This is a genomic window from Serratia proteamaculans (genome assembly GCF_013337185.1).
Lineage (GTDB): Bacteria > Pseudomonadota > Gammaproteobacteria > Enterobacterales > Enterobacteriaceae > Serratia > Serratia proteamaculans_D.
Window position 1 is genome coordinate 2087021 of sequence record NZ_SWDE01000001.1, and the last position, 23853, is coordinate 2110873.

The 23853-nt window shown below is 57.5% G+C and carries 24 protein-coding genes; 4 read left to right on the plus strand and 20 right to left on the minus strand.

Annotated features, from left to right (window positions below):
- Positions 1–42: 42 nt before the first annotated feature.
- The 3 genes from FCL49_RS09755 to mak form a co-directional block, all read right to left on the minus strand.
- On the minus strand, positions 43–429 hold the full coding sequence (locus tag FCL49_RS09755; protein WP_174353337.1) for a type II toxin-antitoxin system VapC family toxin: 387 nt from the start codon (positions 427–429) through the stop codon (positions 43–45).
- A complete protein-coding gene (locus FCL49_RS09760) occupies positions 426–659 on the minus strand; it encodes a type II toxin-antitoxin system Phd/YefM family antitoxin (protein WP_174353338.1) in 234 nt (77 codons plus the stop codon). The genes FCL49_RS09755 and FCL49_RS09760 overlap by 4 nt, the downstream gene beginning before the upstream one ends.
- Before the next feature lie 102 nt (positions 660–761).
- The gene (gene mak / locus FCL49_RS09765; protein ID WP_174353339.1) at positions 762–1670 is read right to left on the minus strand and encodes a fructokinase; all 909 of its coding nucleotides are present in this window, start codon (positions 1668–1670) and stop codon (positions 762–764) included.
- 202 nt (positions 1671–1872) lie between these two features.
- On the opposite strand from mak, the gene FCL49_RS09770 reads away from it, so the two are divergent.
- Complete coding sequence (locus FCL49_RS09770; protein WP_174353340.1) at positions 1873–2613, plus strand: response regulator; 741 nt, start codon at positions 1873–1875, stop codon at positions 2611–2613.
- Here FCL49_RS09770 and FCL49_RS09775 read toward each other — a convergent pair.
- The 6 genes from FCL49_RS09775 to FCL49_RS09800 all read right to left on the minus strand — a co-directional run bounded on the left by FCL49_RS09775 (position 2588) and on the right by FCL49_RS09800 (position 8907).
- Positions 2588–3604 carry a carbohydrate kinase family protein gene (locus FCL49_RS09775; RefSeq protein WP_174353341.1) on the minus strand — a complete coding sequence of 339 codons (1017 nt, stop codon included), beginning with the start codon at positions 3602–3604 and terminating at the stop codon, positions 2588–2590. The genes FCL49_RS09770 and FCL49_RS09775 overlap by 26 nt on opposite strands.
- Positions 3601–4461, minus strand: a complete 861-nt coding sequence (locus FCL49_RS09780; RefSeq protein ID WP_174353342.1) for a ketose 1,6-bisphosphate aldolase — start codon at positions 4459–4461, stop codon at positions 3601–3603. The genes FCL49_RS09775 and FCL49_RS09780 overlap by 4 nt, the downstream gene beginning before the upstream one ends.
- Positions 4462–4472: 11 nt before the next feature.
- Entirely contained in the window at positions 4473–5159 is a 687-nt protein-coding gene (locus tag FCL49_RS09785) for a D-lyxose/D-mannose isomerase (RefSeq protein ID WP_174353343.1), read from the minus strand.
- Positions 5160–5221: 62 nt separating this feature from the next.
- Positions 5222–6166, minus strand: a complete 945-nt coding sequence (locus FCL49_RS09790; protein ID WP_012005472.1) for an ABC transporter substrate-binding protein — start codon at positions 6164–6166, stop codon at positions 5222–5224.
- A gap of 202 nt (positions 6167–6368) precedes the next feature.
- Positions 6369–7358 carry an ABC transporter permease subunit gene (locus tag FCL49_RS09795; RefSeq protein WP_174353344.1) on the minus strand — a complete coding sequence of 330 codons (990 nt, stop codon included), beginning with the start codon at positions 7356–7358 and terminating at the stop codon, positions 6369–6371.
- Between the two features lie 28 nt (positions 7359–7386).
- Entirely contained in the window at positions 7387–8907 is a 1521-nt protein-coding gene (locus tag FCL49_RS09800; RefSeq protein WP_174353345.1) for a sugar ABC transporter ATP-binding protein, read from the minus strand.
- A 141-nt stretch (positions 8908–9048) separates the two neighbouring features.
- Between FCL49_RS09800 and FCL49_RS09805 the strand changes: the two genes are divergently transcribed.
- Positions 9049–11661 (plus strand): ATP-binding protein, encoded by a 2613-nt coding sequence (locus FCL49_RS09805; RefSeq protein ID WP_174353346.1) that lies wholly within the window; start codon positions 9049–9051, stop codon positions 11659–11661.
- 88 nt (positions 11662–11749) lie between these two features.
- Positions 11750–12661 carry a recombination-associated protein RdgC gene (gene rdgC / locus FCL49_RS09810; RefSeq protein ID WP_012005468.1) on the plus strand — a complete coding sequence of 304 codons (912 nt, stop codon included), beginning with the start codon at positions 11750–11752 and terminating at the stop codon, positions 12659–12661.
- Between the two features lie 171 nt (positions 12662–12832).
- On the opposite strand, the gene ppnP is transcribed toward rdgC, so the two are convergent.
- From ppnP to FCL49_RS09845, 7 genes are all read right to left on the minus strand, one after another.
- On the minus strand, positions 12833–13123 hold the full coding sequence (ppnP, locus tag FCL49_RS09815) for a pyrimidine/purine nucleoside phosphorylase (protein ID WP_174353347.1): 291 nt from the start codon (positions 13121–13123) through the stop codon (positions 12833–12835).
- A 210-nt stretch (positions 13124–13333) separates the two neighbouring features.
- On the minus strand, positions 13334–14011 hold the full coding sequence (locus FCL49_RS09820) for an AroM family protein (protein ID WP_174353348.1): 678 nt from the start codon (positions 14009–14011) through the stop codon (positions 13334–13336).
- Positions 14012–14015: 4 nt separating this feature from the next.
- Positions 14016–14945 carry a DUF1177 domain-containing protein gene (locus tag FCL49_RS09825; RefSeq protein ID WP_174353349.1) on the minus strand — a complete coding sequence of 310 codons (930 nt, stop codon included), beginning with the start codon at positions 14943–14945 and terminating at the stop codon, positions 14016–14018.
- A gap of 32 nt (positions 14946–14977) precedes the next feature.
- Positions 14978–16543: an OPT/YSL family transporter gene (locus FCL49_RS09830; protein WP_174353350.1), complete on the minus strand. Its 1566-nt coding sequence runs from the start codon at positions 16541–16543 to the stop codon at positions 14978–14980.
- A gap of 195 nt (positions 16544–16738) precedes the next feature.
- Entirely contained in the window at positions 16739–17512 is a 774-nt protein-coding gene (locus FCL49_RS09835) for an IclR family transcriptional regulator (RefSeq protein ID WP_174353351.1), read from the minus strand.
- A gap of 303 nt (positions 17513–17815) precedes the next feature.
- Positions 17816–18016, minus strand: coding sequence for a YaiA family protein (locus FCL49_RS09840; protein ID WP_037423273.1), 201 nt, complete (start codon positions 18014–18016; stop codon positions 17816–17818).
- A 46-nt stretch (positions 18017–18062) separates the two neighbouring features.
- The gene (locus tag FCL49_RS09845) at positions 18063–18467 is read right to left on the minus strand and encodes a nuclear transport factor 2 family protein (protein ID WP_174353507.1); all 405 of its coding nucleotides are present in this window, start codon (positions 18465–18467) and stop codon (positions 18063–18065) included.
- A gap of 102 nt (positions 18468–18569) precedes the next feature.
- On the opposite strand from FCL49_RS09845, the gene FCL49_RS09850 reads away from it, so the two are divergent.
- Positions 18570–19343 (plus strand): helix-turn-helix domain-containing protein, encoded by a 774-nt coding sequence (locus FCL49_RS09850; protein WP_409976905.1) that lies wholly within the window; start codon positions 18570–18572, stop codon positions 19341–19343.
- 30 nt (positions 19344–19373) lie between these two features.
- Here FCL49_RS09850 and aroL read toward each other — a convergent pair whose 3' ends face one another.
- From aroL to FCL49_RS09870, 4 genes are all read right to left on the minus strand, one after another.
- Positions 19374–19898, minus strand: a complete 525-nt coding sequence (aroL, locus tag FCL49_RS09855; RefSeq protein WP_174353352.1) for a shikimate kinase AroL — start codon at positions 19896–19898, stop codon at positions 19374–19376.
- Between the two features lie 115 nt (positions 19899–20013).
- Positions 20014–20532, minus strand: a complete 519-nt coding sequence (locus FCL49_RS09860) for a GNAT family N-acetyltransferase (protein WP_174353353.1) — start codon at positions 20530–20532, stop codon at positions 20014–20016.
- Between the two features lie 89 nt (positions 20533–20621).
- On the minus strand, positions 20622–22745 hold the full coding sequence (locus FCL49_RS09865) for a TonB-dependent siderophore receptor (RefSeq protein ID WP_174353354.1): 2124 nt from the start codon (positions 22743–22745) through the stop codon (positions 20622–20624).
- The gene (locus tag FCL49_RS09870) at positions 22738–23853 is read right to left on the minus strand and encodes an ABC transporter substrate-binding protein (RefSeq protein WP_174353355.1); all 1116 of its coding nucleotides are present in this window, start codon (positions 23851–23853) and stop codon (positions 22738–22740) included. The genes FCL49_RS09865 and FCL49_RS09870 overlap by 8 nt, the downstream gene beginning before the upstream one ends.

Genomic DNA, 23853 nt, shown 5'->3' on the forward strand with positions numbered 1-23853 from the left:
GAAAAAGAGCCGGTGCGTAGCGAACCCGAGAGGTAACCCACTTTAGCGCCGGGCGTCAAATACCCGGATGCCATACTGCGGGAAAGCGGCATCGGCGGAAATCAACGTCAGCCCTTCGGCCTGCGCCTGGGCGATCAACATGCGATCAAAAGGATCCTGATGATGCGGCGGCAACTGGCCCGCCTGCTGACCGTGGAAGGCCACCATCGGTAAAGGCAGAAAATCTTCGGCCTCAATCACCTCAAAGATGTCCTCCGGCAGTGTCAGCTTGCCCAGTGCCCGCTTAATCGAAATCTCCCAAATGCTGGCCGCGCTGACATACACCACATTGCCGGGATCGGCGATCTGCCTTCTGGCGTTAATCCCCAGGCTGGAGTCATCTATCAGCCACCACAACAACGCATGAGTATCCAGCAGCAAACGTTTCACTCGTCGCCCTCAAACAGCGCAGTGATGTCTGCATCGCCATCATTAAAGTTGTCCGGTACGGTGAATTTTCCCCTGGCAGCACCCGGCTTGCGGGTTTGCCCCTTGATGGCCATAAGCTGAACATACGGCTTCCCTGCTTTCGCTATAATCACGGTCTCTCCCTGTGCGGCTTTATCCGCCAGTTGGCTCAGGTTGGATTTTGCTTCGTGCATATTGGCCTGAATAGGCATACGCGATCTCCTTAGCTAAGTTAGCTAAAGCATAGAGGGGAGTCCAGATTTTGTACAGGGAATTGATTAAAGCGCGAGCAGGCCCGCGCTTTTTTGTAACAGTTACAGCTGCGGCCACAGCCAGGCCGCGCCGCGCACGCCGCTGGAGTCACCATGGACCGCCTTGCGGATCGGGGTTTCGCATTCGCCGCCGAATACCCAGGATTTCACCAACTGCGGTACGTGCTGATACAGACGATCGACGTTGCTCATCCCCCCGCCCAGCACTACGACGTCCGGATCAAAAATATTGATCACGTGCGCCAGCGATTTTGCCAGCCTCAGCTCGTAACGACTGATGACCTGCTCTGCCAGGGCATCACCTTGTGCTACCAACGTCATGATTTCATGACCTTTTAGCGGATTACCGCTCAGGCGAGCATAGTCGGTGGCAAAGCCGGTACCGGAGATAAAGGTTTCAATGCACCCCTGCTTACCGCAGTAACAGGGAACCTCTGCCCGAAAACGCAGCTCGTCATCATCCAGCCACGGCAGCGGGTTATGCCCCCACTCGCCAGAGATGCCGTTGCCGCCTGAGTGCGCCTGGCCGTTGATCGCCACCCCGGCGCCACAACCGGTGCCAATAATCACCGCAAACACGGTTTGCTTGCCAGCCGCAGCGCCATCGGTGGCTTCTGACACTGCCAGGCAGTTGGCATCGTTGGCAATACGCACTTCGCGCGCCAGCATCGCTGACAGGTCTTTATCCATCGGTTGGCCGTTGAGCCACACCGAGTTGGCGTTTTTGACCAGCCCGGTATAGGGCGACAGCGTGCCGGGAATGCCGACGCCGACCGAGCCTTGCTGGCCGGTATTTTCTTCTGCCAATTTCACCAGACCGGTAATCGCATCCAGCGTTTGCTGATAGTCATGACGCGGCGTAGCGATGCGATGGCGGAACAGTTCCTGCCCATCGTTGGCCAACGCGATCACTTCAATTTTGGTGCCACCCAGGTCGATACCAATGCGCACGATTTTTCTCCTCAATGCACAACAACGTTGCCACAGCCTAATATATTCAGTTGCCGGGATCACTCAATCAGCGCCGAGTGTGACGGTGATGGCAATTTCCGCATCAGACTCACACCGGCTACCGCTTATTAATTAGTCATCGGGTACACTGCAGTTAACTTGTTGATAACATTTTCCGCATCCTAAAATCCGGAGAGCAGCGATGAAACCTGCCGTATTGATCGTCGACGACGACCCTGCCATTTGTGACCTGCTCTGCGACGTCCTCAATGAGCACGTGTTTACCGTGCATGCCTGCCACCGGGGCAGCGAGGCGTTAACGTTACTCAACCAGCAACCGGATATTGCTCTGGTGCTGCTTGACCTGATCCTGCCGGACACCAATGGCCTGCTGGTGTTGCAGCAGATCCACCGTCTGCGCCCGGATCTGCCGGTGGTGATGCTGACCGGCCTGGGCTCCGAATCCGACGTAGTGGTCGGTCTGGAAATGGGAGCCGACGACTACATTGCCAAACCCTTTAATCCACGCGTGGTGGTCGCCCGCGCCAAGGCGGTGCTACGCCGTACCGGTGCACTGGCGCTGGAACCGGCCACCGCCGGACAGCACAAACCCGAAGGCTGGCAGTTCAACGGCTGGTGCCTGGATACCGTCCGCTGCACCTTGCACAACCCACAGCGACAACCGGTCGATCTGACCCAGGGCGAATACGGCCTGCTGCTGGCGCTGGTACAGCATGCGCGCAAAGTACTGACCCGCGATCGCCTGCTTGAGCTGACCCACAGCGAAACGCTGGAGGTGTTCGATCGCACTATCGACGTGTTGATCATGCGGCTGCGACGCAAGATCGAGATCAACCCCCATCAGCCCGAGTTGATCCGCACCATTCGCGGGCTGGGCTATGTTTTCGCCGCCGACGTCAGCCAACCGGTGGCTGCCGCCTGATATAATCCTGCAGTTCCGACAAGGGGCGTGCGCCATCGATCGCGTTGGCGCACAGTAAATTGAACCGCGCACAGGCATGCGCCAATTGCAGCGTCTCTGCCAAAGGCCAGCTTTCATGGCTGGCGTACAGCACCCCGGCACAGAAGGCATCCCCGGCACCGACGCTGCCGACAATTTCGGTTTCACTGACGCACCACGACGGCTGCCAGCGCCCTTCCCCGCCTTGCTCCAGTCCGTATGCCCCTTCCGGGCAGTGGATCACCACTCGCCGCCGCACACCGGCCAGCAATAGCTGTTCTGCGGCCTGGGCCATCAACGGTGGCTGCACCGCGCCATTGGCCGCACGCAGTGCCAGCCCAGTAAACTCACCGGCCTCCAGCTCGTTGATCACCAGATAATCCAGCCAGCGCAGCGCCGGCAGCACCAGCGGCCGATAGCGCGGATCGCCCTGGCGCGACACCAAATCCAATGAAGTCTGATAACCACGCTGCTGCATTTGCGCCAGCAACCGGGCGCTACGGGTGCCAAACTCTTCGTCCGGGCGATCCAGGCTGTCGAGCAGCAGCAGATAACCCAGATGGAAAATTTTATGCTCAGTGTGCAGTTCGTTAAAATCGGTCAGATCCAACTGCCGGTTGGCCCCCGGCGCGTGAAAGAACGTCCGTTGGCCGCCCGGCTCGGTCATCACCTGCGACATGGCGGTCATCACCGTTTCGCTACGCCTGACCAGGCCACTGTCGACCCGGTACTGCGCCAGCATCTGCAGGATATAGTCACCGTCGGCGTCGCAGCCAATCAACCCGAGAGCCGCCAGCGGTAACCCGGTCTCCATGCGTGCCAGCGTCAGCAGCACATTGAGCGGTGCGCCGCCGGTAGCGCGCTGGCTATGTTCAATCTCTACCAGCCAGCCCGGCTGCGGCCAGTGCGCAATTTGATGCACATGATCCACCAGCATGTTACCGGCCGAAACAATGCCACGCCGGGTCATCACAACCGCCCGGCGCTGCCGAAAATATGCATTTGCTGCTGCACCACTTCACTGATCGACTGCTCCACCGCCAGCAGCACTTCGGCAAATTCATCGTAAATCGCGTGGCGCTGCGTTATTCGCTGCTCCACCGCCCCCAGCGCCGCCTGCGACATGCCGGTATAGAAATTGATTTTGTGAATGCCCAGGCCGATCGCGCGTTTGAAATCGGCATCGCTAATGCCGGAACCGCCGTGCAGCACCAGCGGGATCCCCGCCTGCTGCTGGATCGCCGCCAGCCGCTCAAAATCGAGCTTCGGCTCGCCTTTATATTTGCCGTGCGCATTGCCAATCGCCACCGCCAGCGCATCAATGCCGGTCAATTCGACAAATTCGCGCGCCCGCTGCGGGTCGGTAAATTTATTGCTGTCGGCCTCGCCGTACAGCGCGCCGCCTTCGTCACCGCCGACCGCACCCAGCTCAGCCTCAACCGATACGCCGACCGCGTGGCACATGCGTACCACTTCCTGCGTCTGACGCACGTTCTCTTCGTAGCTCAGGCCGGAACCGTCGAACATCACCGAGCTGAATCCCAGCCGCAGCGCCTGCACCACCGCCTCGAAATGCAGGCCATGATCCAGATTCAACACCACCGGGATATCGTGCTGCGCCACTTCGCTTTTAATCGCCGCCACCAGGGAATCCAGCGAGACGTATTTAAAGTGCACTTCGGCAATATTGATAATAAACGGCGATCGCGCCGCCTGCGCAGCAGCGAACAAGGCACGCAGGAAGTGGCTGTCGAGCACGTTGAACGCGCCCAGCGCATAGCCGTGCTGACGAGCCTGCGCCAACCCCTGTGCCAATGAAATCAATGCCATGCTGGTTCTCCTTAAGCGATAAAGCGCAAGTATTCATGACACAGCAACCACTGCGGCGGCTGGTCCTCTTCAATCTGGCTATAGCGGCTGAGCGGCTGCAGGAAACGGTTGTCGTTGTCGTCATCATTCACCGTCGAGACTTCCCCTACCAAAACGTCTCCGAAGCCCTCTTCGCCCCAGAAACTGTGATAGATACCCGGCGTGAGGCAGATGCTTTCTCCCGGCGCCAGGCGCAGACGCGAACCGGCGGCGTGGGTCTGTCGGCAGCCATCCAGCGTTACGGTCACGGCGGTTTCGGCCAGCCCTTCCCGAGGGTCTGCGTTGTGTAGTTCAACAATCAGGTTGCCGCCGCCACGGTTGATAATGTCTTCCCGCTTGCGCCAGTGGAAATGCATCGGCGTCACCTGAGCTTCGCGGCAATGCATGATTTTCTCCGCATAGCTTTTGGCATAGGGTTTACCGCCGGGTGAACCGTTGCGCAGGGTAAACAGCGTTAGCCCCTTGCGGGCGAAGTCATCATCGCCGAATGCCGTGACGTCCCAACCCAGTTTCAGGTCAAACACCTCCTGCCAGGGCTGGCGATCGAGCTGCTGCCAGGCCGAGGGGCTAAAATGGGCGAAGGGCGGCAGTTGGACGTCGAAACGGGCAAAAAAGTGTTGGGTTTGCTGCAGAATTTGATTCACGGCGGAACGGTTCATGGTGCCTCCGGAAGCGTTAGAGGAATGAGGGGGCCGGTCTGACAGGCCCCGCCACTAACAGGTTATTTCACCGTCCAGCCTTTGTAGCTGCCGATATTGTTTTTATCGATCATGGTTACCGGGATCAGCACCGGAGCGGTTGGCGCAGGTTTACCCTGCAGAATGTCGTAACCGATCTCGACCGCCTTGGCCGCCATCACCTGAGGATCCTGTGCCGGCGTCGCGACAAACAGCGATTTTCCGCCACGCTTGAGCGCCTCTTCCCCGTCCGGCGACCCATCCACGCCAACGATAAAGAACTCGCTGCGCTGCGCCTGTTTGGCGGCCAGATCGGCACCGATCGCCGTAGGATCGTTAATTGCAAATACGCCGTCGATCTTCGGATTGGCCGCCAACAGCGCGGTCATGATCTCCAGCCCACCTTCACGACTGCCCTTGGCGTTTTGGTTATAGGACAGCAGCTTGATCTCCGGGTGTTTCTTCAGTTCGGTCATGCAGCCTTCGACCCGGTTTTGTACCGCAGACACCGGTGGCCCGTTGATGATCACCACGTTGCCTTTCTCTTTCAGGCGGTCGCTGATGTATTTACAGGCCATGGCACCGGCCTGGGTGTTATCCGAGGTGATAGTGGCATCGGCGCCTTCGGCCGCCACGTCAACCGCCACTACCACGATACCGGCATCCTTGGCGCGTTTTACCGCCGGGCCGATCCCCTTGGAATCTGCGGCGTTCAGGATGATCATATCGACCTTGGCAGCGATAAAGTTGTCGATCTGCGCCACCTGTTGGCCGAGATCGTAACCACTCGATACCAGCGTTACATTGACCTTATCGCCGGCCAACTCGCGCGCTTTCATTTCTGCGCCCTTGGTGATCTGGACAAAGAACGGGTTGGCCAAATCGCCCACCGTCACCCCAATCGATTTCAACTCTTTTGCCTGCACCAACGAGGCACTGCCGAGCGCGGCAGTAACCAGCAAAGCGGTAATCAATGGCTTGAAACGCATAGTGTTTTCCTCATTATTTTCCGATCTACGAAAAACCTGCCCCGGTGGGCGCCAACCTTTCTTTATCACTCAACCTTACCCTATGAATTTCAAGTTGCAGCTAGGCGCCCAGCTAGTTCATCCCCAGGCGCTTACTAAAGTTAAGTAACTGGGGTGGGCTAGTGCAGGTAACAACGCTGCGGCTTGAAAGACGACGGGTAAGCTAGTGCTGGTAATTGCGGGTGCGGTACTTGTCGATTAGCACAGCTATGATGATCACCGCCCCTTTGATCACCAACTGCCAGAAATAAGAGACGCCCATCAGCGTCATGCCGTTGTTCAGGGTGGCGATAATCAGCGCCCCGACCAGCGTGCCGGTAATGGTGCCAATGCCGCCGACAAAGCTGGTGCCGCCGAGGATCACCGCAGCAATCGCATCCAGCTCATAGCCCATGCCAAGGTTGCCGTTGGCGCTGTACAGCCGTGAGGCACTCATTATTCCCCCCAGCCCTGACAGCAAACCGCTCATGCCATAGACGAACAGCAGCACCGCGCCAACCTTGATCCCGGTCAGGCGTGCCGCCTGCATGTTGCCGCCCACGGCATAGATATGAACCCCCAGCGTAGTGCGGCGCAGAATGAACCAGCACAGCGCGATCACCGCAAAGGCGATAATCACCAGCCAGGGGATCGGCCCCAGATACGAGTTACCGATCCATTCGAAACTGATATCGGAATTGATGATGGTAGTGCCGTCGGCCAGCAGATAAGCCGCGCCGCGCAGTGCGGTATAGGTCCCCAGCGTGACAATAAAGGGTGGCAAACCGGCGTAGGCCACCAGAAAACCGTTAAACAGCCCCATGCCCAAACCGGCCAGCAGCGCCAGCGGGATCGACAGCCCGGACAGGCCCGGCATCAGTGAAACCGCCATCGCCACCACCGCCGTGGTGCCCAGCATCGAGCCGACAGAAAGATCGATACCGCCAGTCAGGATGATGAAGGTCATACCCGCCGCCAGCACAATATTAATCGACGCCTGCCGGGCAATATTCAGCAGGTTGGCATCGGTAAAGAAATTCGGTGCAACAAAGCCGAAAACGGCGACGATCAGGATCAATATCGGCAAGATGCCGACGGTTTGCATCATATCGCCCAATAATGCCCGTTTCAGCGTGGGATTTTTTGCAGCGGGTGGCAGCGGGTTCGAAGTCATGACAGGCTCCTTGAGCGTAGGGATAGAATTATTCATGGCTGGCCGCCTCCAGGACGGGTTCGACGCCGGTGGCCAGCGTCATGATGCTCTCCTGGCTGATCTCTGCGCCGCTCAATTCCCCGGCAATACTGCCTTCGTGCATCACATAAACCCGGTCACTCATGCCAACCACCTCGGGCAGTTCACTGGAGATCATCAGGATCGCCACTCCCTGCTGCGCCATCTGACTCATAATGCGATAAATTTCGCTTTTGGCGCCGACGTCAACGCCACGTGTCGGCTCATCGAGGATCAGAATGCGTGGGCCGATCGCCACCCAACGTGAAATCAGCAGCTTCTGTTGGTTGCCGCCGGACAGCCCACCGGCCCGTACCTGAGCATGTGGCACGCGGATATTCAGCAGGCCTATGGCGTCGCTGGAAATACGCTGCGCCTTGCGCCGATTCAGCAGGCCATAACGGCCGTCGCGTTCCAGCGTCGCCATAACGATATTTTCATGCGCCGCCAGATCGAGAAACAGGCCCTGTTCTTTGCGGTTTTCGGTGAGAAAACCAATGCCCAGCGCAATGGCGTCACGCGGTGAATGGATATTGACTGGCTTACCGTCAATTTCCACCGTACCGCCGCTGGACTTGCGCACGCCGAAAATCAGCTGCGCCAGCTCGGAACGGCCAGCCCCCACCAGCCCGGCAAGGCCGACAATTTCACCGGCACGCACCTGCAGGCTGACCGGTTTTACTTTCTTGCCGTCGGTCAGGCCATGCAGCGTCAGGCGCGGTTCGCCCACCGCAATGCCCTGTTCCTTGTTGAATAAATCGCTCAGTGGGCGGCCCACCATCATGCGCACCAACTCGCTGGCAGACAGTTTGTCGCGCATCAGGCTGCCGACGTACTGGCCGTCGCGCAGCACGCTAACGCGATCCGATAGTTCGTAGACTTCCGCCATGCGGTGGCTGATGTAAATGATCGCCATCCCCTCATCGCGCAGACGTTTAATCAATTCAAACAGCCGATGCGTCTCACGCGAAGAAAGCGCCGCCGTCGGTTCGTCCATCACCAGGATGCGGCTGTTGCGGTGCAACGCGCGGGCGATTTCCACCTGTTGCTGCTCGGCAATGGTTAATTTCATCACCCGATCGCCGGCGCTGAACTGCGCGCCCAAACGATCGATCACCTTCTGTGCCTCCAGCAACATCTGCTGACGCTTCACCAGGCCGCCGCGCTGGATCTCGCTGCCCAGAAAAATGTTCTCCGCCACCGTCAGATTCGGTGCCAGATTCATTTCCTGGTAAATCAGCGTGATGCCCGCCGCCAGGGCATCTTTTGGCCCTTTAATGGCAAACGGCTGCCCATCGATAAAAATTTCCCCGCTGCTGGCGATATAAGCGCCGGCCAATATTTTCATTAAGGTGCTTTTACCCGCGCCGTTTTCACCCATCAGCGCGTGGATCTCACCGCTATAAACCGTCAGGTTGACGCCCTTCAGCGCGTAAAACTGACCAAAACTCTTGGCGATGTTGTGCATTTCCAGAATCGGGGTCGCGCTCATCGTCATACCTCGGGTTGCGGTTCGGATTAAGTGCAGTAAACCACGCATAAATAAATGCAAAATGTCAGCGGCCGTTCATCTTTGTCATATTGTTAATGGGACGGGGATTTATAATGCGGACAATCAGTTACGGGGGATCCAATGCGCAGACTGCCTTTCCTTGCCGGTGCACGTGGGCGCCTGCTGATGTTCAACCTGTTGGTGGTGGCGGTGACGCTGATGGTCAGCGGTGTGGCGATCGTCGGTTTTAACCATGCGGGCAAGCTGCAGGAACAGGTTCAGGCGCAAACGCTAAATGAGATGAACGGCAGCATGGCGCTGAGTCGGGATACCTCGAATGTGGCGACCGCCGCCATTCGACTCTCGCAGGTGGTGGGCGCGCTGGAGTATCAGAGCGAGTCAGCCCGGCTCAAGCAAACCCAGCTGGCGCTGCAGGCCTCTCTGGGCCGACTGGCGGCTGCTCCGCTGGCACATAGCGAGCCGGAGCTGGTTCAACGCATCATCAGCCGCAGCAACGCGTTGGAAACCAGCGTGACCCGCATGCTGGATCTCGGCCACGCGCGGCATCTGCAACGCAATATCCTGCTCAGTGGGCTGTATCAGGCGCAGAGCACGCTGCGGCATATCGCCAACCTCAATCAGCGTAACAATCTGGGCCAGCCATCGCTGCCGCTGCTAAGCCAGATCGACCGACTGCTGGCGATCGCCATTCAAACCCCGACGCCCAAGGCCGCCGCCCAGCAACTCGACAGCGTGATGGCCTACTGGCCGCAGCACAGCCCGGATGCCCTGGTCGACGAGAAAATGCGCCAGTTTCGCGACAGCGAGCAACGCCTGCTGCCCGAAACGCTGGAACTGGAGCAAAGCGATCTGGCGCTGGCCTATTACACCTACCATATCAAAGCCTTGGTGGCGATGCTCAACGACGACATCAATCTTTACGTGCAGAAGGTGGCGGACGAATCGGAGCTGCGCACCCATCAAACCCATCGTGAGCTCAGCTCCATCAGTTGGTTTATCGGCCTGTTCGCCCTGCTGGCACTGGTGATTACCGGTTTTGCCGGGTGGTATATCTACCGCAATCTCGGATCGAACCTGACGGCAATCGCCGGTGCCATGACGCGATTGGCACGGGGTGAGCGTGAGGTCAGCGTACCGGCACTGCAACGCCGTGACGAACTGGGCGAGTTGGCGCGGGCATTCAACGTCTTTGCGCGCAACACCGCCTCACTGGAACAGACCTCACGCCTGTTGAAAGAAAAAAGCACCCAGTTGGAAACCACCTTTCTGGCAATGCGCGACGGCTTTGCACTGTTTGATAACGACGGCCAACTGGTGGTGTGGAACCCGCAATATCCGCTGCTGCTGGGGCTAAACGAACACCAGTTGCACCGTGGCCAGCACTACCGCGAATTACTGCAACACGTGACGCCCCCGGCGGGTCAGCGTTGGGAGGCAGTGCTGGCCAACCTGTCCAGTGAACTGCCGCAGCCGCAGGAACTGCGCCTGAGCGATGGTCGCACCGTCGAACTGCGCTTCAGCCCGGTGCCCAATCGCGGCGTAGTTAACGTGGTGCTGGAGCGCACCGAGCGTAAAGCACTGGAAGAAGCGCTGCTGCACAGCCAGAAAATGAAGGCGGTCGGTCAACTCACCGGCGGCCTGGCGCATGATTTTAACAACCTGCTGGCGGTGATTATCGGCAGCCTGGAACTGACCACCCAACAAACCCAGGACGCCCAAACCGAACAGCGCATTGCCCGGGCGCTGAAGGCCGCCGAACGCGGCGCGCAGCTTACCCAGCGGCTGCTGGCATTTTCGCGTAAACAGGCGTTGCATCCGCAGGCCATCCAGCTACAGACGCTGGTAGAAAACCTGCAGGAGTTGCTGCGCCATTCACTGCCCACGACGTTGTCGCTAAGCATTGAGTCTCAGCGGTCCGGCTGGCCGGCGTGGGTCGATGCCAATCAGTTGGAGAACGCGCTGATCAATCTGGTGGTCAACGCCCGGGATGCCATGGAAGGCCGTAGCGGCGTGGTTAAGATCCGCATCTACAACCAACGTGTGGTACGCAGCGGTGGCAAGAAACAGGACATGGTGACGCTGGAGGTGATCGACACCGGCTGCGGCATGTCGGAGGAAGTAAAAACGCAGGTGTTCGAGCCATTCTTTACCACCAAGGCGGTGGGCAGCGGCAGCGGTCTGGGGCTGTCGATGGTTTACGGCTTTGTTCGCCAGTCAGGCGGCCGGGTGCAGATTGAAACCGCACCGGGCGAAGGCACTCTGGTGCGTCTGCAACTGCCGCGCGCCCCGGCACCGGCAGTCGCGCAAGCGGTGCCCCAACCACTCGAAGAAAGCGACGGCACCGACAGCCTGGTGTTGGTGCTGGAAGATGAAAATGACGTGCGTCATACGCTGTGCGAACACCTGCATCAGCTCGGCTACCTGACGCTGGACTGCGCGGACAGCAGTGAGGCATTGGCGCTACTGCGTCAGACGCCGGATATTGGGGTTCTGATAAGTGACCTGATGCTGCCGGGCGAACTGGACGGCGTGCAGGTGATTGGGCTGGCCCGAGAGATTAATCCGCGCCTTACCGCGCTGCTGATCAGCGGCCAGGATATACGTCGCCACCACGAAGACACGCTGCCCAATGTGGAACTGCTGCGCAAGCCTTTCAGCCAGCGGCAACTGGCGTTGGCACTGCAACGGGCACGCCGCTCAAACGCGGCCGCTGACGCAATTCGGAGGGAATGAGGCGATTTTTCGCCCCTGATTCGTTATTATGCCGCCCTGCTTTTGATGAATAAGCGTGCCAGATGCACGCCCAGCCAGGGATAACATTATGCTGTGGTTTAAGAATTTGATGGTTTACCGTTTGAGCCGCGAAGTGGCGTTAAACGCGGATGAAATGGAAAAACAACTCAGCGCTTTTGCTTTCACCCCGTGCGGCAGCCAGGACATGGCGAAAACCGGCTGGGTTTCTCCAATGGGTTCCCACAGCGAGTCACTGACACACGCGGTTAACGGCCAGATCGTTATCTGCGCGCGCAAGGAAGAAAAAATCCTGCCGTCGCCGGTCATCAAACAAGAGTTGCAGGCCAAGATTGAACGCCTGGAAGGTGAACAGCACCGCAAGCTGAAGAAAACCGAGAAAGACGCGCTGAAAGACGAAGTGCTGCATAGCCTGTTGCCGCGCGCCTTCAGCCGCTTTAACCAGACTTTTATGTGGATCGACACGGTTAACGACCTGATTATGGTTGATGCCGCCAGCGCCAAACGCGCGGAAGACACTCTGGCGCTGCTGCGCAAAAGCCTGGGTTCACTGCCGGTAGTGCCCTTGACCATGGAAAGCCCGATCGAACTGACGCTGACCGAATGGGTACGTTCCGGTGAACTGCCGGCCGGCTTTATCATTCAGGACGAAGCGGAGCTGAAGGCGATTCTGGAAGACGGCGGCGTGATCCGTTGCAAGAAACAGAACCTGATCAGCGATGAGATTGCGGTGCATATCGAAGCCGGCAAGCTGGTGACCAAGCTGGCGGTGGACTGGCAGGAGCGCATTCAGCTGGTGCTGGCAGACGACGGTTCACTGAAGCGTTTGAAGTTCGCCGATACGCTGCGCGAGCAGAACGACGATATCGATCGTGACGACTTTGCCCAGCGTTTTGACGCCGACTTTATCCTGATGACCAGTGAACTGGCGGCGTTGATCAAGAACACCATCGAAGCTCTGGGTGGCGAAGCTCAGCGTTAATCGCCAAAGGCGCAAACTATTGCGCCTTTGCTAAACACATCGCATACCCAAATTAATTGGAGTTGCAGCTAGGCGGCAAGTGCGGGAATCCCCAGGAGCTTACTCAAGTAAGTGACTGGGGTGAGTGCACGCGGCCAACAACGCTGCAGCTTCAAGTAAGAAGGGGATGGATTACTTACTTAAATAACGGCACAGATAGGCGGTCGCGTCGGCCACTTGCAGGTTGAACTCACTGTGGGCCGGTACGAAGAATTTCTCCCCTGGCGTAAACACCTGCCAGTCCGGCGAGCCCGGCAGCAACACTCTCAACGCTCCGGTAATCACGGTCATTTCTTCCGGCTGGGCAGTGCTGAAGGTGTATTCACCCTCTTCCATAACACCGACGCTGGTAAGACCGATGCTGCTACTATCGAAACCGATAGACTTCACTTTTCCAGCAAAATACTCGTTCACTTTCAGCATAACTGTCACCCGCGTAATCAACTTTATGGGAAATCCATATTGGGGGATTGCGGTTGATCTGTCACTGGTTTTTCTCGCGAAATGCGATCGTGGCGCAGAGTAAAACGCTGCCGAGCGGTTGACCTTCAGCCTGCCGTTCTGGGCCCACGCCCAAAAGCGCGCAGCGCGGCCCCTGACAGACCGCCATATGAGATTTTATTGGCTTTTTAATCAGTCAATTAGCTCAGCGGCCAGCTTGGCCACCAGCGCATTGGACAACAGCACCGGTATTTCAAGCCGTGCCTGCAGGAAATCACGATGCTGCCGGTGATAACCAATGCAGTCGAGCACCACCACCTGCGCGCCCTGCCGCTGTAACTCGCATGCGGCCAACTCCAGCACCGCGTCATCCGCCAAATAAGGGCTGGCGACGGCAAAACAGGGGGGCGTCGCCAGTAACTGCCACTTGCCCGCCTGCTGGCTGATTTGCTCCGCCACCGGCACCACAATGCCGACCCGATGTTGGCTGACAATGGCAGAAATCAGCGGTGGAATAATGCGGTCCGGCTCCAGCAACAGCGCCTGTTGTGCATGCAACTGGCCAAACTCTCCGGTGCACAACAGCAGGATCACCTCACAGCCCTCCGCCTCCAACTCATTGATTTTCTGCTGCAACCCCTGCTCGACCCGTGTTGCCGCCAATCTCACCTGTGTACCGTCCAGCAGGCGTGAAACCAGCACCTTCTCTCCGGCCTGCGGTGTATAACGCTCGTCAATCTGGCTGGCATTCAGCCCGTCCAGCAACCCGACATGCCTCACCTGTTCCGCAGGCAGATAGGCAGACAGCAACGGCATAATGTCGTTGCGCGGTGCCTGACCAATAGTCAGCGTGGCAAATGAGGCATTCATTCGGTTATTTCCTTTTTTGCAGGTGACTCAGGCTGCCGTACAGCGCCAGCAACTGCGCGTACTCATCGGCTTGATAAAAATGACAGCTACCGCGCCCAAACTCTTTCGCCACTTCCACCGCAAACTTGACGGTTAGCGCAATATCCACTTCATGGCTGGCGCCGGTACCGCAGCCCGGCACGACTGACTCGGTGCAGATTGCCACACCGACCACCGGCGCAGACGTTGCGGTGGAGGGTTGCAGAATGCTGTTCAGATGGTGTACCCCGTTGCCGTAAAGAGTAATGTCCTGGGTGGTGATCGGGAAGGTCACCGCCGGGCGGCCGCTGGTCATCTCCATAATCCGCAGCAGATCTTCTGCCACCCGCAGGATGTAGCCTTCTTTCACCGTCGGTGACAACGCATAACCTTTGTGGTTGATGATGCGGTTGCCCTTGGTGGTGTCGATGGACAAAATCGCATCGGCCTCCGGCACCACTTCATTATCGTTCATCGTCACGTCGTCGATCGGCGAATCCATAAAGTCGACCGGGTCGTGCGGACGGGTTGGCGCATCAGGACAAATATGGGTGGTGATGATCACATCGCCCGCCAATACATCGCCCTTGCGCTGCATTTCCGCCAGCTTCAGCGCACTGGCAATCGCGGCTATCGCCCCGTCACCGTCGGACACCAGGCCAATACGCGTTGGCCGCGCACCAATACCGCCCAAGCGGCCGATAATGCCCAACGTCGGTGCATCCCCACCCTGACTTTTACCGGCGCTGCCGGGGATCTCAATGCGCACGAAGTCGGTCGCCCCCTTCGGCCCGCTGGCACGCAGCGTGCTGGCGCGGATACCGGGATAGGACGTGAATAGATCGACCACCTGCTGACCGTTCACATAAGCATTATCAATTAATTCAAAAACCTGCAGCGTTTGTTGCAAACTCATAATCGGCTGACCTCACAATTTAACCGGGTGGGTTATTTCCCTTTGCTGGAAAAAATGGAATTGAAAAAGCTGTACAGCGCGTCACCGGCGATAAAACCGGCCGCCATGATTTCCATCGGCGTGCGCCCCTTGTCACCCCAACGGCGAATAATCAGGATGCGCAGCGCGATACCGACGATCACCGCCCAACCTGCCAACGCGTTGTTGATTAACAGACCGGTGGCCAACAGCACGCCGAGCTGACGCTTGGGCCCGCCAATCAACTGCACGATGGCACCGGGCACCGCCCAGATAAGCAGACTGTAGGCAATGCCGGGCTGTGCCCCCGCCTCGATGGTTTTGGCGTACACTCGCGCCACCGGTGGGATCAGGTCCTGCAGGAAGTAGCTGGTATAAGCGAAGTACACCACCGGGATGGCGATGACAAAGGCGATCAGCGCGGCAAATAGCTGAATGCGGCGGCCCAACAGCTCCTGTTGCAGATCTTTGCCGTAGCCGCGCAGAATGAAGCCGGCTTTCAGATCAAAGCCCATATCGGCAAACGCCGGGCCGGTAGCCGCGGTAAACCCGGTCAGCACACACAGCGCCAGCGGTGGGAAACCAATCAGGATGCCGATAATCAACGTAATCAGCGCCACCGCAAAAGCCGGGAACCAGCCGGAGTGCATCGCGGCGATGCCGACGATAAGTTCATGCACAAAGGCGGCAAACGCGGCGTAAATCACAAACAGCACCAGCATGCCCAGCGACATTTCGCTGTACAGCCCACCGGCCAACGCCAGCAGTGCGGCAATAACGATATAGCCCACCGCGCCCAACCCCAGCGCTTTGCGCACTTCACTGTCGGCCTGACTATAACCGCCGGTGTCCGCGCGCTTGCTGCGGATCACCTGAACCACCTGGATCAACGCCACCAGCCCGGCGCCGACCATCACTCCGTGAGGAATGAAATGTGCATTGATATCAAAACCTGCCATGGGTTCAGCGTAGGCTCGCAACAACAGGCCGACACCAAACATGCCCAAGGCCCAGATATTGCCAATAAACGCAGTGCCGAAGGCCGCCATCGGGATTTTAAGCATCGAACCGGCGACACCGACCGCTACCCCCACCACCAGCAGCCAGGCTTGTTTACCGCCCCGGTCACCGGCCTTAATGGCTTCCGCCGCCGCGACGCCCGGTGGCCAGGCATTGGCCGCAGGAAAGATTTTGGTGTCGAACATGCGATACAGCAGGTAGGCGTCGAGCAACATCGCAGCCGCCACCCCGCAAAACATTGGCAGGATCAGCTGTGGTTGCCCCATCACATAAGGCACGGCAATCGGCATCAGCAGTGAGTTGGCAGCGCCAAAAGTGGCGGAAGAGATCACCGTTTGTGCCAGGTTTTGCGTATGTACCGAGCGGTAACGCTGGAACATTTGCAGTGGAATGCGCGCCAACAACATGGCGAGCAACGCGCCAATAATCGACGTGTTGGGCGTCACACCCAGCGTAGTGATCAACTGCACGCCGATAATCGCGCCGACGATGGACAGCAGCACCATCACCAGCAGAGTACCGATATCTTTCAAAGGATTTATGCTGCTATTTGGTTTCATAGTTTTAATTTCCCTGAATATTCCCTGGCGTCTGGCAACGTTAATTTCGGCATGAGGCGGCACTCACAGTTCCGAATATTGGAACTGTGAGTGCCATTAAGTATTTATTGCCCATAAATCCAAGATAGATAATTAAGAAATTCCCTGGTGTTAGTTTTCGTTAATTATCAGTTACTGGCAGATTGTTGCGGTGTGTTATTTGATCTGTTGCCAATAATCATCACCGAGTTTTTCCGCCAATTGCCGGGATACTGTCATTAATGCTTCCAGCACACCGGGTGAAAATGGCTGTTCTTCTGCCTGCGTAGGAAAAGACAAGCACAGACCGACCGTCTCATTGCGGTGTTTGTTGGTCACCGTGGTCGCCAACGAACTGATGCCCTGCAGCGTCTCGTTACGCGCCAGAGACCAGCCCTGCTGGCGAACCCGTGCCAGCTTACTCAACAATTCCTCCAGCGTTTGCGGAGCATTGGGTGAAGCCGCGCGGTAGCCTGAGGCAAAACGCGCTGTCACCTGCTCATCACTGTCACGCGCCAGTATCGCCCGGCCTACCGAGGTTTCCGCCACCGGTGAGCGGCTGCCCGCCGGCGTCACCACCTGGAGAAAATGGCGACCGGGGAACATGCGCATCACCATGATTTCCTGCGCCTCCAGCACCGAAACGTAACCCGTGCAGTTGGTCTGTTGGCTGAGCTGCACCATACTGGCCGCCACGCTGTCGACCAACGGCGACGATAAATAGTGGCTGGAGACCGATAGCAGCAAACGACCGATTTTATACAGCTTGCTGTCAGGATCTCGCTCCAGCATGCCCTCATTTTCCATGGTCTGTAACAGGCGAGAGGCGGTGCTTTTTGGCAGCGCCAATTGACTCACCACATCACTGAATGAAATACCGGCCTGGCCGTGCATCATTCGCTGTTGTGAAAATAACTTTAATACCGCAGCAGCATTTTCCAGAGTTGTCATCGCACGCCTTGTTCCACTATATGGAACTCAGTTCCTGTTTGATAATTAGAAACTAAAACTCGGACAACTTATCGTCAAGCAGTTTATTTTTTATCCCGCCGATTAATAGCAGCGGATGATGCTTTGCTAAATTAAATGCAACGGCGAACGCGGATGAAATAGACCTATTATCACGCAGTTATTCGAGCGTAGAGGTATAAATCAGCATGTCATGCTAATTTATCGTTATCGCGTGAGGTAATTAAAGCCGTAAGCGGAATGAATAAAGAAACCGGCCTGACGCCGGTTTCAGAGGGATAGTATTTAATCTTCCAGCGCCGGATCTTCGTAACGATGCTTGGCATCGAGCGCTTCCTGCTCGGTTGGATGCTCACTGAGTAGCGTATTGGGCTCAATGTCATCGGTGCGCACCTCAAAACGGTGCATATGCAAGCTTGGATCGCCCCGGTCAACGGCGACCACTCGGGCGGTTCTCGGATAGCCAGGTCGGTCATTTTCGCGCATGCTGATCTCCCGTTTGATTCCACAGGGTTAAGTATAGCAGCGCTATTTATACCGACACGCGCGACCCCAAATCGCGATCGCCATGTTCGCCTTCCAGCAGCTGCGTCAGCTCATCGCAGGCGCAGATCTTGCCGTCACGCACGGTGAAATGTGCCAGCACCTTAACCAGGCTACGGCCTCCGTCACGCTTTTCCACCCGAACCTGGTGGTGGGTCAGTACCGAATCCCCCTGCCCGGCCACCGCGACTATCTCCAGCGTCATGCTGCGGGTGAGTTGTTTCAGTAACGCCATATGCTGCATAAAATGGGCGTAATTCAGCGTGTTGCCATCCACCTGCTGGAGGTAATCTTCACTGAAAAACGCAGCGATCAGCAGCGGCTGGTGTTGTGGTGCCGCGACGACCCGTTGCAGGGCCTCGAGCACAATGGCAGTTGGGGTTTTCAGACTCATCATTTTTCTCCAAAAGTTGAATGATGAGCAGAGCATAAATCAGACAGAGAATGGCATAATAACCGTACATGGACTTTATATACCGCAAAACGGCCAATCCTGATGATCCTGCAAAGCGCACGACTTTGGCATGAGAAAAAACACTTAACGCCCTGGCATCAACATACCCGCGGACAGCTCTATTTATTAACCCACGGCATGATTGCGTTGGAAACTCAGGAGCAACAATGGGCAATGACCGCCGGCAGTATCGGCTGGCTGCCACCCCATTGCGCACATCAGGCGCTGGCGTGCGGTAACGTTGCAGGCTGGAGTTTGTATCTGCCGGAACCTTACTGTAGCGGGCTACCGGAACAACCACACCTAAGCACCGCCTCTGGGTTGATTCAAGCGTTGGTGGAACGCCTTGCACAATTCGCAGGCCAAAGGTTGAACGCGCCGCAACGGCGGCTATTACAGGTATTACGGGATGAGGTACGCATGCAGGAAAATACACCGCTGCAACTGCCGCTACCGCAGGATGCACGGTTGTTGAAAATTGCGCGTGCGCTGCTGAACGAACCTGCTGATAACCGAACACAGAGTGAGTGGGCCGCCTGGGCAGGGTTGAGCATACGCACCCTGAGCCGGCGTTTTATCAACGAAACCGGCATGACGTTCGCCCGCTGGCGACAGCAAGCTCGGGTGATCCGTTCGCTGGAGCCGCTATCACGCGGTGAAGCCGTCAACCGGATCGCCGCCGAGTGCGGTTATGACAATGTCAGTGCCTATATTGCCGCTTTCCGTCAGCGTTTTGGCACCACTCCGGGATTGTATTTTGTTCAGCGCGAGACTCATTTTCGAGAGAAAAACGAGGCAGTCGTCAGGCGCAATTGACGGTGCCCCAAGAGAAAACTCACTGAGACCTTATTTTACCGTTTCTGGTCGCAAAGCGGCGAGGATCTGCTCCACCACCTGCTGCGGGTCGCCGGTACCGTCCATCACGTAATGCGCGGCTTCCTGATACAGCGCTTCGCGCGCGGCCAGCACTTCCAGCATCTCTTCGGCAATCGGGCGGCCAGTCAGCGTAGGGCGCTGCGTGTCTTGCGGATACTCTTCCAGCCGCTGTGCCAACACTTCGGCAGGAGAGCGCAGGTAAATGACCGTGCCGTGCTGACGCATAAAGCGACGGTTCTCTTCCGCCAGGATCGCGCCACCGCCAGTGGCAACTACAGTTGACGGTTGAGTAACCGTTTGCAGAGCAATGCTTTCACGGCGACGAAATCCCAGCCAACCTTCTTGTTCGACCATTTCCGCCACGCTCATCTGCGTGGTCTGCTGCATAAACAGATCGGTATCGATGAATTGATAACCCAGTGCCAGCGCCAGTGCGCTGCCCACCGTGGTTTTACCGGCTCCGCGCGCGCCTACCATGAAAATGGTTTGTGTCATTACGGGTTGTCCCTTATACGGTGACTTGAGTGCATTTGCTCGCCAAAACTCGGCAAGCTGATCCTGCGATGGCGTGGTTGCTGCATCATACCGCCATCATCCTGTATTTCAATATTTACGATAGTGTAAATTCCATGGCACAGCGACTGCCGACGGCAAAGCCCTCCGCCACCTCTTGCGCCAACCGGGAGCTCAATGATGCACTGAGCCGCTCAGGGGCTATCGGCCGGAACCCCAGCCGTTGGTAATAGGGGGCATTCCAAGGCACCTCAATAAAGGTGGTCAGCGTCATGCGCTGCGCGCCCTGCAACCTGGCCTGTGCTGCAACCTCGGCAATCAACCGACGTCCAATGCCCTGACGTTGCCAGTGGGCGGCAACCGACAGTTCGGCGATATGCCAATCCTGCTGTTGCGCCGTCACCGCGATAAACCCGACCGTCTCACCTGCGGTGCTTTCCGCCAGCCATTCCTGCCGCTGCTGAATAAAATCAGTATGCTGCCGTGCATCCATCACCGGGCCTTCGGCAATAAAAGCCCAGGCCGGTTGTTGATGAAATAACTGCGCAGCCGACCGTTCGACGGCGATCAGTTGAGCAATATCCTGCAGTTGCGCCAAACGGATCTTCAGGCTCATCGGATTCTCCTTAACAACAGGCCGGCTATTTAACCAGATTTATCCGACGGCAGATACCCGCCGCCGGACATGCTTTCCGGCCAGCCAAATTAGAAGTCGACGCTGGCACGCAGCACCACTTCTCGTGGTTCCCCCACCGCCACACGCAAATTGCCGCCGCTGGAAGGATAATAGGTTTTGTCGAACAGGTTCTTCACGTTCAACTGCCATTTCACCCGGTAGCCATTGACCGGCATGGTGTAAGCGGCGAAGGCATCGGCGACGGTGTAGTTATCGAGATTAAAACTGTTGGCAGCATCGCCTGGGCGGCGGCCCACATAACGCGCACCGGCCCCCATGCGCACGTTGTCCCCGCTGTATAGCCCTGGGGAACCCAAATCCTGCGTCAGGAACAGTGAAGCCGTGTGGCGCGCCACGTTGGTCATTTCCTTGCCCTTGTTGTCAGGATCATCCACCACCCGCGCATCGGTATAGGCATAAGAACCGATCAGGCTCAGCGAGTCGGTAATATTGCCTGCGACATCCAGCTCCACACCCTGCGAGCGCACGCGCCCGGCGGTGCGGGTCACGGTTTCGCCATTCACCAGCTCGCTGACCATTACGTTGCGTTTGGTGATATCGAACAAGGCCAGGGTACCGGTTACCCCGTTGGGTAATTCAACCTTGCTGCCCACTTCCCAGGCCTTGCCTTGTTCCGGAGGCAACGAACCAATCTGGCTGGCGATGGAAGAGTTCGGCTTGAAAGACTCGGTGTAGCTGCTGTACAGCGATACATACGGCGTCAGCTTGTAGACCACCCCGGCACGCGGCACCAGTTTGCCGTCGGAGCTGTCGGTATTGGTCACAAACGGCCGCCCCTTGCCGGCAAACACGTCAAAAGCGTCGTAGCGCAATCCGCCCATCACCAGCCATTTATCGGTCAGTTGCACGGAGTCCTGCATAAACCAGCCGTAGCTGGTGAGGTTTTCACGCTGATCGCTGTCTTTGGCACTGACGGCGTTCGAAGTAGGCATCTGGCCATAAACAGGATGGTAAATATTGAAATCACTGTTCTTCTTGCCGCGGATCATATCGCCGCGGTAGGTGCGATTATCTTCAAAATCAAAGCCGAACAGCATCTGGTGATTGATACTGCCCCAGTCGACGTCACCGTTGAGCGTTAGTTGCACCGCGTTGGCATGGCTAACGGCATGGGCAGTAGAGTCGGCCTGCCGCGACAGCACGCCGGTTTCAGGATCCAAAGCCAGCGCACGCGCCTGGTTGTCGCTGTAGCTGTTGCGGCTGTAGGCGTAGGTCAGCGAGCTTTTCCAGCTCTCGTTCAATACTTGATCGACCTGCAGGGTAACGCTGTCCTGATCGCCACGCGTGGCGTTGTAGCCTTCGTCGAAGCGACGATCGCGCGGCGTATTCACCGGTTTGCCAGTACGTGAATCAATGATGGTACCGCGATCGAACGGCACCAAATACTCCATATGCTCGTAGGCAACGCGCACCGTGGTGCTCTCGCCATACCACATCAGCGACGGCGCGATCACCGTCTGACGGTTACGGCCAAAGTTGCGCCAGTAATCGGTCTCGTCGTGATCGACAATCATCCGATAGGCAAAACCTGAAGTCCCCAGCGGCCCGGTAACGTCCAGTTGGCCGCCACCGCCCTTGAAGCTGCTGCCCCAGCCTTCCACATGGGTGTGCTGCTGCAACTGCGGCTTTTTGGTGATCATATTGATCATCCCGCCCGGTTCACCCATGCCGTACAGCATTGAGGCCGGGCCTTTCAGTACCTCAACCCGTTCGGTGGTTGGAGTAAAGTTGCGCGCCTGCACCGAGCGCACGCCGTCACGCAGAATTGAGCCGTCGCGGTTATCGCCAAAGCCACGCTTCATCACCGCGTCCTGGGTTCCCCCCAACGTATTCGCCTGGGTGATGCCGCTGACATTATACAGCGCCTCATCCAGGCTGCTGACCGCCTGATCGCTAATCACCTGCTGCGGCACCACGTCGATAGCCTGCGGCACGTTCAACAGGCTGGTTTCGCTGCGGGTGCCGGTCACACTGGTCAGCGGCTGATAGCTTTGCACACCGTCGGTCTGTTTTTGCCCGACCACCACCAGGGTTTCACCCTTGTCTGCGGTTTTGTCGGCAGCGATCGCCGGTGCCGATGCACAGGCCGCCAGAGGCAGTGCACACCACCAGCCACGTTGGGTGTTATTCATTATTTAACTGACTCCAATAGGTCCCTGAAAAAGGTAACGGCAAAAATTGTTGATATAACTGCTTAAAGGTCTGCTGCGGGTTGATGTCTGCAAACAGATCCGGATAGAAAGTTTTGGCGAACATCTCAACCGCCACCACGTGATAGGGGCTGAGATAAAAGTTGTGCCAGAGGCTCCAGGCCTGATGATTTTTTATTGCTTTCAGATTGGCGAGCATGGGCTGTTTTTCCATCACCCGGCTAAAGCTCTCATCGGCTTCCTGCTGGGTGACCTGCGGCCCAAGGCGCAGATCGGAAAAATGCTTGCCCTGCGGCCCGGCCATACCGGTGGCGATGTAGATATCGGGATTGGCGGTCAGAATGGTTTCCGGGTTCAGCTCACCGTAAACGCCTTTGATGCTGGCGTTGGCAATATTGTCGCCGCCGGCAAAGGCCAGTAAATCACCGAGGTTGCCATGGGCCGCCGTGGTGCAGCAGGTTTCGCGCCGCCCGAGGTGCAGGTGCAACATCACCTTGGGTTTCGGCCCCTGATAACCGGCCAGCCGCTGCTGGATCACCGCCATATGCTGTTGATAGAAGTTGATGAACTGCTCTGCGCGCGCCTGGCGGTTAAGCACTTCGCCCAACAGGCGGACGCTAGGCACGGTGTTATGCAGCAGATCGACCCGTAAATCGACGTAGATCACCGCAATTCCGGCCTTGTTCAACGCACTCAGCAATAAATCACTGTCACCCTCTTCCCGCGCATAGCGCGCGAGGATCACTAAGTCCGGCTTCAAGCGGATCAGGTTTTCAATATTTACCTGGCGGAAATTACCCTTGCTGATAGAGGGGATCGCTTTGATCTGCGGAAATTTCTGCGTATAGAGTTGCCAGCTTTGCGCATCGAAACGCGCCATATCTTCCGGCCAGCCAACGATACGTTGGGCGGGGTTTCCCGGCTCGAGCAGCGCCAGGGTATACAACATGCGGCTCTCGCCCAGCACGATACGCTGCGGATTATCCGGTACCTCAACCTGACGCCCCGTAATGTCAGTGACCATTTTTGCCTGAACGCCAAAAAAGCCGAGCAGCAGGGAAAGCAGAATAAAAATGAGGGAATTGCGCAT

Bases quoted from the DNA above. Each gene is read 5' to 3' on its own strand.
- FCL49_RS09790 (WP_012005472.1), bottom strand. From the start codon at position 6,166: ATGCGTTTCAAGCCATTGATTACCGCTTTGCTGGTTACTGCCGCGCTC.
- rdgC (WP_012005468.1), top strand. From the start codon at position 11,750: ATGCTGTGGTTTAAGAATTTGATGGTTTACCGTTTGAGCCGCGAAGTG.
- FCL49_RS09770 (WP_174353340.1), top strand. From the start codon at position 1,873: ATGAAACCTGCCGTATTGATCGTCGACGACGACCCTGCCATTTGTGAC.
- FCL49_RS09835 (WP_174353351.1), bottom strand. From the start codon at position 17,512: ATGACAACTCTGGAAAATGCTGCTGCGGTATTAAAGTTATTTTCACAA.
- FCL49_RS09845 (WP_174353507.1), bottom strand. From the start codon at position 18,467: ATGAGTCTGAAAACCCCAACTGCCATTGTGCTCGAGGCCCTGCAACGG.
- aroL (WP_174353352.1), bottom strand. From the start codon at position 19,898: ATGACACAAACCATTTTCATGGTAGGCGCGCGCGGAGCCGGTAAAACC.
- FCL49_RS09805 (WP_174353346.1), top strand. From the start codon at position 9,049: ATGCGCAGACTGCCTTTCCTTGCCGGTGCACGTGGGCGCCTGCTGATG.
- FCL49_RS09865 (WP_174353354.1), bottom strand. From the start codon at position 22,745: ATGAATAACACCCAACGTGGCTGGTGGTGTGCACTGCCTCTGGCGGCC.
- FCL49_RS09795 (WP_174353344.1), bottom strand. From the start codon at position 7,358: ATGACTTCGAACCCGCTGCCACCCGCTGCAAAAAATCCCACGCTGAAA.
- FCL49_RS09825 (WP_174353349.1), bottom strand. From the start codon at position 14,945: ATGAGTTTGCAACAAACGCTGCAGGTTTTTGAATTAATTGATAATGCT.
- FCL49_RS09785 (WP_174353343.1), bottom strand. From the start codon at position 5,159: ATGAACCGTTCCGCCGTGAATCAAATTCTGCAGCAAACCCAACACTTT.
- FCL49_RS09820 (WP_174353348.1), bottom strand. From the start codon at position 14,011: ATGAATGCCTCATTTGCCACGCTGACTATTGGTCAGGCACCGCGCAAC.
- FCL49_RS09830 (WP_174353350.1), bottom strand. From the start codon at position 16,543: ATGAAACCAAATAGCAGCATAAATCCTTTGAAAGATATCGGTACTCTG.
- FCL49_RS09870 (WP_174353355.1), bottom strand. From the start codon at position 23,853: ATGCGCAATTCCCTCATTTTTATTCTGCTTTCCCTGCTGCTCGGCTTT.
- FCL49_RS09760 (WP_174353338.1), bottom strand. From the start codon at position 659: ATGCCTATTCAGGCCAATATGCACGAAGCAAAATCCAACCTGAGCCAA.
- FCL49_RS09780 (WP_174353342.1), bottom strand. From the start codon at position 4,461: ATGGCATTGATTTCATTGGCACAGGGGTTGGCGCAGGCTCGTCAGCAC.
- FCL49_RS09800 (WP_174353345.1), bottom strand. From the start codon at position 8,907: ATGAGCGCGACCCCGATTCTGGAAATGCACAACATCGCCAAGAGTTTT.
- FCL49_RS09840 (WP_037423273.1), bottom strand. From the start codon at position 18,016: ATGCGCGAAAATGACCGACCTGGCTATCCGAGAACCGCCCGAGTGGTC.
- FCL49_RS09850 (WP_409976905.1), top strand. From the start codon at position 18,570: ATGATCCTGCAAAGCGCACGACTTTGGCATGAGAAAAAACACTTAACG.
- FCL49_RS09860 (WP_174353353.1), bottom strand. From the start codon at position 20,532: ATGAGCCTGAAGATCCGTTTGGCGCAACTGCAGGATATTGCTCAACTG.
- ppnP (WP_174353347.1), bottom strand. From the start codon at position 13,123: ATGCTGAAAGTGAACGAGTATTTTGCTGGAAAAGTGAAGTCTATCGGT.